Source organism: Aminobacter sp. Y103A (assembly GCF_030294925.1).
In the GTDB taxonomy this organism is placed as follows: Bacteria; Pseudomonadota; Alphaproteobacteria; order Rhizobiales; family Rhizobiaceae; genus Aminobacter; species Aminobacter ciceronei.
On sequence record NZ_AP017986.1, the window covers coordinates 3,904,929 to 3,916,400 of the forward strand.

Annotated in this window: 9 protein-coding genes; 7 read left to right on the forward strand and 2 right to left on the reverse strand. The window is 65.2% G+C overall.

What is annotated here, in order from left to right:
- Positions 1–93 precede the first annotated feature (93 nt).
- Positions 94–951 (forward strand): MurR/RpiR family transcriptional regulator, encoded by an 858-nt coding sequence (locus tag Amn_RS19120; protein ID WP_286290927.1) that lies wholly within the window; start codon positions 94–96, stop codon positions 949–951.
- A 63-nt stretch (positions 952–1,014) separates the two neighbouring features.
- On the opposite strand, the gene Amn_RS19125 is transcribed toward Amn_RS19120, so the two are convergent.
- Positions 1,015–1,914: a LysR family transcriptional regulator gene (locus Amn_RS19125; protein WP_286290928.1), complete on the reverse strand. Its 900-nt coding sequence runs from the start codon at positions 1,912–1,914 to the stop codon at positions 1,015–1,017.
- Positions 1,915–2,028: 114 nt separating this feature from the next.
- Between Amn_RS19125 and hglS the strand changes: the two genes are divergently transcribed.
- The 4 genes from hglS (at position 2,029) to Amn_RS19145 (ending at position 7,864) form a co-directional block, all read left to right on the forward strand.
- Positions 2,029–3,420, forward strand: coding sequence for a 2-oxoadipate dioxygenase/decarboxylase HglS (hglS, locus tag Amn_RS19130; RefSeq protein WP_286290929.1), 1,392 nt, complete (start codon positions 2,029–2,031; stop codon positions 3,418–3,420).
- The gene (locus Amn_RS19135) at positions 3,420–4,841 is read left to right on the forward strand and encodes an FAD-binding oxidoreductase (RefSeq protein ID WP_286290930.1); all 1,422 of its coding nucleotides are present in this window, start codon (positions 3,420–3,422) and stop codon (positions 4,839–4,841) included. Before hglS ends, Amn_RS19135 begins: the two co-directional genes overlap by 1 nt.
- Before the next feature lie 43 nt (positions 4,842–4,884).
- A complete protein-coding gene (gene amaB / locus Amn_RS19140) occupies positions 4,885–6,399 on the forward strand; it encodes an L-piperidine-6-carboxylate dehydrogenase (protein WP_286290931.1) in 1,515 nt (504 codons plus the stop codon).
- A gap of 154 nt (positions 6,400–6,553) precedes the next feature.
- Complete coding sequence (locus tag Amn_RS19145) at positions 6,554–7,864, forward strand: NAD(P)/FAD-dependent oxidoreductase (RefSeq protein WP_286290932.1); 1,311 nt, start codon at positions 6,554–6,556, stop codon at positions 7,862–7,864.
- A 150-nt stretch (positions 7,865–8,014) separates the two neighbouring features.
- Here Amn_RS19145 and Amn_RS19150 read toward each other — a convergent pair whose 3' ends face one another.
- Positions 8,015–9,187, reverse strand: a complete 1,173-nt coding sequence (locus tag Amn_RS19150; RefSeq protein ID WP_263006550.1) for a M20 aminoacylase family protein — start codon at positions 9,185–9,187, stop codon at positions 8,015–8,017.
- Positions 9,188–9,341: 154 nt separating this feature from the next.
- Between Amn_RS19150 and Amn_RS19155 the strand changes: the two genes are divergently transcribed.
- Entirely contained in the window at positions 9,342–10,496 is a 1,155-nt protein-coding gene (locus Amn_RS19155) for a M20 aminoacylase family protein (RefSeq protein WP_286290933.1), read from the forward strand.
- A gap of 224 nt (positions 10,497–10,720) precedes the next feature.
- Positions 10,721–11,458 (forward strand): IclR family transcriptional regulator, encoded by a 738-nt coding sequence (locus Amn_RS19160; protein WP_286290934.1) that lies wholly within the window; start codon positions 10,721–10,723, stop codon positions 11,456–11,458.
- Positions 11,459–11,472: the final 14 nt, after the last annotated feature.

Here is an 11,472-nt window from a genome sequence, read left to right on the forward strand (position 1 = left end):
GGTGCGTTCAAGCTATTTTGAAAAAAAACAAACGTCAATCGATTCTGTGATAGAATTCTTACAAGAAATCCCGCCCCGCACAGGGAGAGCAAAATGACGGAATCGGTTCGCCGCAGGCTGGTCGAAAGCCTGGCTACCGCCACCAATGCCGAAAAGGCGCTCGCCAACTACATGCTGGCAAATCTCAACGGCGTGCCGTTCGAGACCTCGGCAACCTTGGCCGCCAAGGTCGGCGTCAGCGAGCCGACTGTTGGGCGATTCTGTCGGACGCTGGGTTACGCCCGCTTCAAGGACCTCAAGGAGGATCTCCGCGACAACATTGGCACCCAGCCCTGGTTGGCCGGCGACCGCCTGAAGGAATTCCGGGACCGCAGCCAGAACGGCGATGCGCTGGCCCGCAGCCTTGAGCTGGAGATCGCCGCCCTGCTCAGGATCTATGAGCTCGCCAACACCAAGGAATGGGCCCGCGCCGTCAAGCGCCTGGCCAACACACCGCAACTGTTCGTCGCAGGTTTCCAGACCGAGCGCGGCATCGCCCAGTACTTCGCCAACCAGCTGCAGTATCTGCGCCCGGGCGTCCAGCTCGCCGACATTGCCGGCGGCAACTTCTCGGAGATCCTGCTGAGCCCGCCGAAATCGACATGCCTGGTGATCTTCGAGGCCCGCCGCTACTCGCGCCTCAACCTGCTCCTGGCGCAGGAGGCCAAAAAGGCGAAGATCCCGATCACGCTGGTCACCGATGCTTTCTGCGACTGGGGCCGCGACCTTGCCGACGAGATGTTCGTCGTGCCGACCGAATTCGGCATGTTCTGGGAATCGACGGCGCAAATGGCCAGCCTCGGCAACCTGCTGATCAACGGCATCTTCAACGAGCTCGGCGAGGCGATCGAAGGACGCATGAACAGGGTCTCGGAACTGCACGGCAAGATCACCGGCTATGTCGGCGACTAAGTCGCATTCGGCGGCCGAGATCGATAGACGGCACTTACTTTCGGTGCCTTGCGCCGTGCGGTTTCAAGCTTGCGGCGTCACCTGTCCCAGAATCCAGTCGAAGAGCTGGTTGGTCAGCTGGCCCGCCGCCTTTCGCTCGGGAACGACGAAGTAGTAGCTCTTTTCGGTCTGCAGCGGCATGTCGAGCACGACCTGCAGCTTGCCGTCGCGCAATTCGCTTTCGACGAGATAGCGCGGCAGCAAAGCCACCCCCAGGCCGGCGACGGCAGCCTCGATCAGCATGGTAAACTGGTCGAAGCGATGGCCCTGATAGGCGCCTTGCGCCTCGACGCCGGCGGCCTGGAACCAGCTCGCCCAGGCCTTGGGCCGCGTCGCCATGTTGAGCAACGGCGTATGCGCCAGCGCCTCGGGCGAGCTGATGTCGCGTCCGGCAAGGAACTCCGGGCTGGCCGCCGGCACGATCACCTCGCGGCAGATGTAGCGGCACACGGCGTTTGCCCAGACCGGCTGGCCGTAATGGATCGCCGCGTCAAAACCCTGTTCCTCCAGGTCGAACTGCTCCGCGCGCGACACCACGTTGAGCGCAATGCCGGGGTGGGTCTTCAGGAAGCCCGGCAGCCGCGGCACCAGCCAGCGGCTGCCGAAGGTCGGCAAGGTGGCAAGGCTGAGCAACGACGCGCCAGAGCTGGCCATCGCCCTCAGCATCGCCGCTTCGCCCTGTTCGAGCAGTTTTCGCGCGTCGGGCAGGAATTTCTGGCCGGCCGCCGACAGCACAACGCGCTGGCGAACCCGTTCGAACAGAAGCAGGCCGAGTTGCGCCTCGAGATCGCGGATCTGCCGGCTGATCGCGCTCTGCGAAAGGTTGAGCTCGCGCCCGGCCAGCGTGATGTTGCCATGGCGGGCGGCGGCCTCGAAGGCTTGCAGCTTGCCCAGGTCGGGAAGGAGCGTGCGCGCAGCAGTCATTCGGTTTCCGCATCAACTTAGATGGATTCAGCACAATTCAGCGTCGACGGAACCGGATATAGCACTGTTGAAGCATGAAGTCGCCCATGCCACATGTGAAAACAGAGGGTTCGAATGTCTCCGTCTCCCTTCATGTCGCCCGATGCCATCCGCGCCGCCTTCTCGGCCGCCATGTCGGCGATGTACCGCGACGAGGTGCCCGCCTACGGCACGCTGATGGCCCTGGTCGCCGACGTCAACGAATCGACCCTCGCCAGCCAGCCCGAGCTGCGCGCCAGCCTGGAAGCGACCGAGACGCTCGACCGCATCAGCGAGGAGCGCCACGGCGCCATCCGCTTGGGCACCGAAGCCGAGCTTGCCATGATGCGGCGTGTCTTCGCCGTCATGGGCATGTTCCCGGTCGGCTATTACGATCTCAGCGAAGCTGGCGTGCCGGTGCACTCCACTGCCTTCCGCCCGGTCGGCGAAACCGCGCTCAACATCAACCCGTTCCGGGTGTTCACCTCGCTGCTGCGGCTCGACCTGATCGCCGACGAAGACCTGCGCGCCACCGCCGAACAGACTTTGGCCCGCCGGCAGATTTTTACCGATGCAGCATTGACGCTCGTCGACAAAGCCGAACGCGACGGCGGCCTGTCTCACGACGATGCCGGCCGGTTCGTTGCCGAGGTGCTCGACACCTTCCGCTGGCACAATGAGGCAAGCGTCGACCAGGCGCTCTACGCGAGGCTGCACGATGCGCACCGCCTGATCGCCGACGTCGTCTCGTTCAAGGGCCCGCACATCAACCATCTGACGCCGCGCACGCTGGATATCGATGCGGTGCAGGACCAGATGCCGTCGCGCGGCATCGTGCCCAAGGCCGTCGTCGAGGGTCCGCCCAGCCGCGCCTGCCCCATCCTGCTGCGCCAGACCTCGTTCAAGGCCGTCGAAGAGCGTGTCTCGTTTCCTGACGAAAACGGCACTCTCCAGACCGGCTCGCACACAGCGCGCTTCGGCGAGATCGAGCAGCGCGGCATAGCGCTGACGCCAAAGGGGCGATCGCTTTACGACAAGCTGCTGAACCAGGCCCGCGCCTCGGTGCGCCCTGCTCCCGACGGCTCGAATGCCGACGTCTACCGCGATGCACTCGCCCAGAGCTTCGCCGACTTCCCTGATGACTGGAACGCCATACGCAAGGCCGGGCTCGGCTACTTCCTCTACACCGTCAACGATACGGTTCAAGGTGCACGCGGCAACGACATCGAAGCCCTTGTTGAAGCAGGCGCGGTGCGTTTCGACGCCATCGTCTACGAGGACTTCCTGCCCGTCTCCGCCGCCGGCATCTTCCAGTCCAATCTGGGCGACGACGCCGTGCAGGAGTTCACTGCCAGCCCCAACCAGCGGCTGTTCGAAAAGGCGCTCGGCGCCGCCGTGCTCAACGAGTTCGATCATTATGCCGGCATCGAGCGGGCATCGATCGAGCGCTGCCTGGCGACGCTGAAGGCGTTTTCGGACGCAGCCTGATGGTGGCGCGCGAACACATCGACAATCTCGGTGCCCTGCTCGGCGCAGGCGGGCTTCTGACCGACCAAGCCGACATGGCCGGCTACGAAAAGGGCGCACGTTATGACAGCGGACGCGCCGCCTTCGTCGCGCGGCCCGGCTCGACGGAAGCAGTCTCGGAAGTCGTCGCTTATTGCGCGCGCCATGCCATTCCGCTGGTGCCGCAGTCCGGCAACACCGGGCTCGTTGCCGGCTCGACTCCGGACCACAGCGGCACCCAGGGCGTGCTCAGCCTCGATCGCCTGCACTCGACCTTCGAACTCGACCTCGACAACCGCACGCTGCGCGTCGATGCCGGCTTCCGCTTGTCCGAAATCAACACCCGGCTCGAACCGCATGGCCTGTTCTTCCCGATCGATCTTGGCGCCGACCCAATGGCCGGCGGCATGGTCGCAAGCAACACCGGCGGCGCGCGTTTCCTGCGCTTCGGCGACGTTCGCCGCAACACGCTTGGCCTCAAGGTGGTGCTCGGAGATGACGCCGGCACCGTTGTCGATCTCAGCGCCGGACTGCGCAAGGACAACACCGGCGTCGACTGGAAGCAGCATTTCATCGGCACGGCAGGTGCGTTCGGCGTCATCACCGAATGCATCTTCAATCTGGAAAGGTTGCCACAGCAGGTGGCGACAGCCTATCTGGTGCCGCGCTCGTCAGAGCATGTGACCGTCCTGCTCAACGCCATGGAAGAGCGCCTCGGCACCTATCTCAGCGCCTTCGAAGGCATGTCGGGCGAAGCGATCAAGCGTACGCTCGGCCATGTCGAGGCGCTGCGCAATCCGTTCCCGGGCGGCGCAGTTCCCGAGTTCGTCATCCTCGCCGAGGTTTCCAGGTCATGGTCGCCGCGCGAGGCCGAACAGCCGCTCAACGCAGTACTCGAAGAGGTGCTGGCTGACATCTGGAGCCTGCCGGCAGAGCCGCTGGGCGACGCCTTCGTCGGCCCCGCACACGAAATGTGGGCGCTGCGCCACGCCCTGTCAGAAGGCGTGAAGTCGTCGGGCTATGTCGTCGGCCTCGATCTGTCGTTCCGCCGCGGCGAGCTGATGCGCTTTCGCCAGCGCATGAGCGACCTGCTCGCCGTGGAATTCCCTGCTGTCGCCATCTGCGATTTCGGCCATGTCGGCGACGGCGGCGTGCATTTCAATCTTGTTGTGCCGAAGCTGGCGGATGGGACGAACGACATGGCAACCGCTGAGGCGCTGCGCGACCGGGTGATTTCGGTCGCCGTCGAACAGCATGGCGCGAGCTTCAGCGCCGAACACGGCCTCGGACGCCGCAACCAGCATTTCTACGATCGCTACACGCCGGAAAAACTGAAATCGATGGCCGCACAGCTGAAACAGACGGTCGCCCCCGCCCCGATCGGCACCGCCCGGCTGGGCTGAACATGGCGCGCCACGCCACAACGACACACAAAAGGACAAGAAGATGACGATAACAAACGAAACCGCCGCCCTTCTGGAGCGCCTGGGCGTAACCGCAACCGCCTTCACTGGCGGCGACCTGATCGTGCGCAGCCCGGTTACCGGTGACCAGATCGGCGCGCTCAGGTCGATCTCATCGGCCGAGGCGGAAGCCGCCATTGCGCGCGCCGACAATGCCTTCAAATCCTGGCGCAACGTGCCGGCGCCGAAGCGCGGCGAGCTGGTGCGCCTGCTCGGCGAGGAGCTGCGCGCTGCAAAGGCCGATCTCGGCCGCCTGGTCTCGATCGAGGTCGGCAAGATCCCGTCCGAGGGTCTTGGCGAGGTTCAGGAAATGATCGACATCTGCGACTTCGCCGTCGGCCTGTCGCGCCAGCTCTATGGCCTGACCATCGCCACCGAACGTCCCGGCCATCGCATGATGGAAACCTGGCATCCGCTCGGCGTCGTCGGCGTAATTTCCGCCTTCAACTTCCCGGTCGCGGTGTGGTCGTGGAATGCAGCACTCGCCTTCGTCTGCGGCAACTCTGTTGTCTGGAAGCCGTCGGAAAAGACGCCGCTGACAGCCCTTGCCTGCCAGGCGATCTTCGAACGTGCTGCCAGGCGCTTTGGCGCGGATGCGCCGGAGGGACTGTCGCAGGTGCTGATCGGCGACCGCGCCATCGGCGAAGTGCTTGTCGACCACCCCAAGGTGCCGCTGGTCTCGGCCACCGGCTCGACCCGCATGGGCCGCGACGTCGGTCCGCGCCTGGCCAAACGTTTTGCCCGTGCCATCCTCGAGCTCGGCGGCAACAATGCCGGCATCGTCTGCCCGTCGGCCAATCTCGACATGGCTTTGCGCGCCATTGCCTTCGGCGCCATGGGCACTGCCGGCCAGCGCTGCACCACCATGCGCCGCCTGTTCGTCCATGACAGCGTCTACGACCAGCTCGTGCCGCGCCTGAAGAAGGCCTATCAGAGCGTTTCGGTCGGAAGCCCGCTGGAGAGCTCGGCCCTTGTCGGCCCGCTGATCGACAAGGCTGCCTTCGACGGCATGCAGAAGGCGCTCAAGCACGCCGCCGAAAGCGGCGGCGAAATCACCGGCGGCAACCGTGTCGACCAGGGCCATGACGGCGCCTATTACGTCAAGCCGGCGCTTGTCGAGATGCCGGGCCAGGTCGGCCCGGTTCTGGAAGAGACTTTTGCGCCGATCCTCTATGTCATGAAGTATTCCGACTTCGACGCCGTGCTCGAGCTGCACAATGCTGTCGGCGCCGGCCTGTCGTCGTCGATCTTCACGCTCGACCTGCAGGAGGCCGAACGTTTCCTCTCGGTCGAGGGTTCGGACTGCGGCATCGCCAACGTCAATATCGGCACCTCGGGTGCGGAGATCGGCGGCGCGTTCGGCGGCGAGAAGGAGACCGGCGGCGGCCGCGAGAGCGGTTCGGATGCTTGGAAGGCCTATATGCGCCGCGCCACCAACACGGTGAACTACTCCAAGGCACTCCCCCTCGCACAGGGCGTCAGCTTCGACATCGACTGACGACGCGACTAGCTGCGGCGATGGCATCGGCCACGCCGCAGCCGCCGCATGACACCAGGCGCTGTCCGCGAAAGCGGGCGGCGCAATCGGCCCTCGGCTCGATGTCATGACCGGGCCAATCTCCCCGACAACCTGCAGCCACGGACGCCTGCCGATGCTCAGCACCCCACACATGCCGCATTCAAACGGGCCGCATTCCCATGGACCGCGCTCGCATGGGCTGTGGCAAGCGACGGCGCCGGCGGCACCGGCAACGACGGCGCTCGCCGGGCACGTCTCGACCGAGATCGTCATCGTCGGCGGCGGCTATACCGGCATGTCTTGCGCGCTGCATCTTGCCGAAGCCGGCCGCCGGGTGGTGCTGCTGGAAGCCAGAGAGATCGGCTTTGGCGGCGCCGGCCGCAATGTCGGGCTGATCAATGCCGGCCTGTGGCTCGCACCTGACGACGTCTCAGCGGCGCTTGGGCGCGACCATGGCGAACGGCTGCTCAAGCTGCTCGGCGACGGGCCGGCTGAGGTCATGGCGCTGATCGACAGGCATGGCATCGACTGCGAGCTGGAACGCAACGGCACGCTGCATTGCGCGGCCGGCGCTTCGGGCCTCGCCGAGATCAGGGAGCGCGAGGCGCAGTGGCAAAAGCGTGGCGCGCCGGTCAGGGTGCTCGATGCCGCAGAAACCGCGGCACGGCTCGGCACCTCGGCCTATCTCGGCGCGCTCCATGACGCACGCGCCGGAACGCTGCAGCCGCTGGCCTATGCGCGCGGACTGGCAACCGCTGTCGTCAAGGCGGGTGTGATGCTGCATACGTCCAGCCCAGTCACGACAGCCGAGCGCAAGGACAAGCGCTGGCGCCTGACCACACCAGGTGGCAGCGTCGACGCCGACTGGGTGGTCGTTGCCACCGATGCCTACAGCGCCGGGCCCTGGCAGATGGTGCGCACCGAGCAGGTCCACCTGCCCTATTTCAACCTGGCGACCCAGCCGCTCTCGCCGGAGCTGCTGCGCAAGGTCCTGCCAGGACGCGAAGGCGTGTGGGACACCAAGACAATCCTGTCCTCCTTCCGGATGGATCGCGCCGGGCGACTGGTGTTCGGCAGCGTTGGCGCGCTGCGCAATTCCGGCACGGCCATCCACAAGGCCTGGGCCCGCCGCGCCCTGGCCAAGCTCTACCCCGAACTTGGCGACATCACCTTCGAGCACGAATGGTACGGCCAGATCGGCATGACCGGCGACGCGATCCCGAGGCTGCACACATTCGGCCCCAACGCCGTCGGCTTTTCCGGCTACAACGGCCGCGGCATCGCCCCCGGAACGGTGTTCGGCCGCGAGCTGGCGCTGCTGATATCAGGCGAAAAGACCTACGCCGACCTGCCCCTGCCGGTCTCCGAAGTTACATCAGCGCCGTTCCGCCGGAGCCGCGAGGCCTGGTACGAAGCGGGAGCCCAGGTCGCCCATCTGGTCTAACAGCAGTCGTGCAGCGCTGACAAAGCGCATGCCAACCGCATGCACAGCTCGCAGCGACAGGTTGCCCCCAGCCTTCATCCTGAGACCGGGTTGACGATGCCATCGGCGTCTGTTGCTCCACAAGGGCGATCTGCGGCGGCCCTCGATCGTCTAGCCGCGGTTCGCCAGCCGCTCGCCGACCAGCGTCGTCCAGTAGCTGATACCATGGACGATGGCGCCGTCGTTGAAGTCGTAGGCGGGGTTGTGAAGGCCGGCGGAGTCGCCGTTGCCCAGCCAGATCATGGCGCCGGGGCGCTTTTCGAGCATATAGGAGAAGTCCTCCGCGCCCATGGTGCACTGGCAGTTGCCATTGACCTTGTCCGCACCGACTACGTCGGAGGCGACTGAAATCGCTGCCTTGGTCATTTCAGGGTCGTTGACGGTTACCGGATAGCCAGGGCGCCAGTCGATCTCGGCCTGGGCTTCGAAGAGGCGCGCGGTGTTGGCGACGATATCCCGGAAACGCTGCTCGACGGCCTTGCGTGTCTCAGGGTTGATCGTGCGGATCGTGCCGCCGACGACGGCCTGCTCGGGAATGACGTTGAGTGCAGCCTCGCTGCCACCCGCGAGATAGGTCACCGAAACGACGACCGGGTCGAAAGGATCGACGTTGCGCGAGGCGATCGACTGCAGCGCCGTCACCAGATGCGCCGCGATCAGGACCGGATCGCGCGATTCATGCGGGGACGCGGCATGCGAGCCCTTGCCGTTCAGCTTGACCACGAAGCGGTCGGCAGCGGCCAGCATCGGACCGGGCTTGATCGCAAACGAGCCGACTGGCAGGCCCGGCTCGTTGTGCATGCCGAAGACCTCCTCGATGCCGAAACGTTCGAGCAGGCCTTCCTCGAGCATGACGCGACCGCCGGCGCCGCCCTCTTCCGCTGGCTGAAAGATCAGCACGGCAGTGCCGGCAAAATCCCTGGTCGAGGCCAAGTGACTTGCTGCACCGAGCAGCATCGCCGTGTGGCCGTCATGACCGCAGGCATGCATCTTGCCCGGGTTCTTCGACGCATGGACCAGATTGGTCTGCTCGGCGATCGGCAGCGCATCCATGTCGGCGCGCAGGCCGATGGTGCGGCCGGCGCCCAGCTTTCCCTTCACCACCGCCACGACGCCGGTCTTGGCGATACCGGTGACGACCTCGTCGCAGCCGAAGGACTTCAACTTGTCGGCGACGAAGGCCGATGTCTCGGGCAGATCGAACAGGAGCTCGGGATTCTGGTGCAGGTGGCGGCGCCACTGCCCGGCTTCTTCCGCAATCGTCTCGATCGTCTGTACCGACATTCTTTTTCCTCTCAGGCGGCTGAATCTGAAGCGTCGGCGACCGGCGGTCATCGACCTCGCCTTCGTTCACGTCTTTGACGCCCTAGGACGAAACGCTTGCCTTCACAAGACGCCAGTGCCACTGACGGGCAAAAGCCACGAAAGACGGTTCACCATGCCCGTGATTGAACAGATCGCCCAGTTCGCCCCAGATCTCACCGCGATACGCCAGGATTTCCACCAGCATCCCGAGCTCGGCTTCGAGGAGCATCGCACCTCGCAGCGTGTGGCGGATCTGCTCACCAGCTGGGGCGTCACTGTCGAGCGCGGCATCGGCGGCACCGGCCTCGTCGGCATCATCGAGGGCAACAGGCCGGGGCGCAGCATCGGCTTGCGCGCCGACATGGACGCCCTGCCGATGGACGAGTTGACCAACTTGCCCTACGCCTCGAAGAACCCGGGCGTGTTCCACGGCTGCGGCCATGACGGGCACACCACCATGCTGCTGGGTGCGGCGCGCTATCTCGCCGGAAACCGCGACTTCGCCGGCCGCGCCGTGCTGATCTTCCAGCCGGCGGAGGAAGGCCTCGGCGGCGCGCGCGCCATGCTGCGCGACGGCCTGTTCGACCGCTTCCCCTGCGACGAGCTCTACGGAATGCACAATTCGCCCTATCAGGGCCATTCCCAGCTGACGATCCGGCCGGGTAAGGCGCAGGCCGGCGCCAGCTTCTTCGACATTACGATCCATGGCCGCGGCAGCCACGGCGCCATGCCCCAGGCCAGCCGTGATCCGATCACCATCGGCTCCGGCCTGATCAAGGAGATGCAGGAGATCGTCTCGCGAAACACCGACCCGACGCATCCCGCCGTCGTTTCGGTGACGCAGTTCCACGCCGGCTCCGCCTACAACGTCATTCCGGAAACCGCAGTGCTGCGCGGCACCTTCCGCTATTTCCACGACGCTGACGGCGAACTGATCGAAAACCGCATCCGCAAGCTGTGCGCCGGCTTCGCACTCGCCCACGAAATCGACATTGTCGCCGACATCCGCAATATCTTCGACGTGCTGTCGAACGATCCGGAGCGGGTCGACAACCTCATCGAGGTGGCCCAGGAGATCGTCGGCGACAAGGCGCAGCCGAGCGCCGAACTGACGATGGGATCGGAGGACATGGCCGATCTCCTGCGCGTCGTTCCGGGTGCCTTCTTCAATCTGGGGCATGGCGGAACCGTTCCGCTGCACAATTCCGGATTTATTTTTGACGACACGATCCTGCCTGTCGGCGCCAGCCTGTTGGCCCGGCTGGTCGAGGTGCGCGGCGCCGCCTGAGCGCGGCCGCACCAACAAAATCAATTTCTTGATCTGAGGACTTCGCTCGATCCCGACATCGCTGCCGGGATGGGCGGAGCTTTGCCTGTGCGATCCGCGATGCCACCGGGCCGGCGGCATCGGAAAGTCGGCTCATTTTTTAGCTTGACCGAATGAACGGACGAGAGCATTAGTTGCATAAAGTGGAACTTGAGTTCCATTTAATGGAACGACTCGGAGGAGAAATGTCGGTCCTGAACAACGCCGCGGATGTGCTGAGGTGCTTCGGCAACGACTGTCCCGACCTGACGGTTTCGGACGTCGTGCGCCTGCTGGGTATGCCCAAAGCCAATGCATCGCGCCTGTTGAAGGCGATGCGCGAGGCGAACATGCTGGAGACGATCGGCGACAGCCACCGGCACCGCCCGGGTCGTCTGATGCTCGACCTCGCCGCCGCCTACCGCCGTTCTTCGCTTTTGATCGGCCGCGCCAGTGAAGTGGTGGCCGAAGCCAGCGCCACCTTCGGGCACACCGGCTACATCTCCGTCCGCGACGGTAAGGAGGTGACCGCCGTCGCCGACTTCCAGGGCACCAACGCGCTGCGCGTCGTCAGCAACATCGGCCGGCGCCTGCCCGCCCATCTCAGCGCAACCGGCCGCTCGCTTCTGGCGCGGCTCGGCGAGGAAGCAGTGCATGCGCTCTACGCCGGCCACAGCGCGCTGCATGATCTGGGCGAGCAGCTCTCGAAAGTGCGGAACCAGGGCTTCGCCTATTCGAGCCAGGAAGCCACACCCGGCGTCGACGCCATCGCGATTTCGGTCGCCGACCCCCGCACCGACGAAGCCGTCAGCCTCTGCATCGTCTACCCCCACGCACTCGTCGACACCAAAGGCCGTGACGAGATGATCGCCGCCCTCGCCAAAGGGGCCGCCCGCATAGCCGAGGACCTGGGCGACAGCGCCTTCGTCGCCCCCCGGATCTGAAGAAAAGGACATCA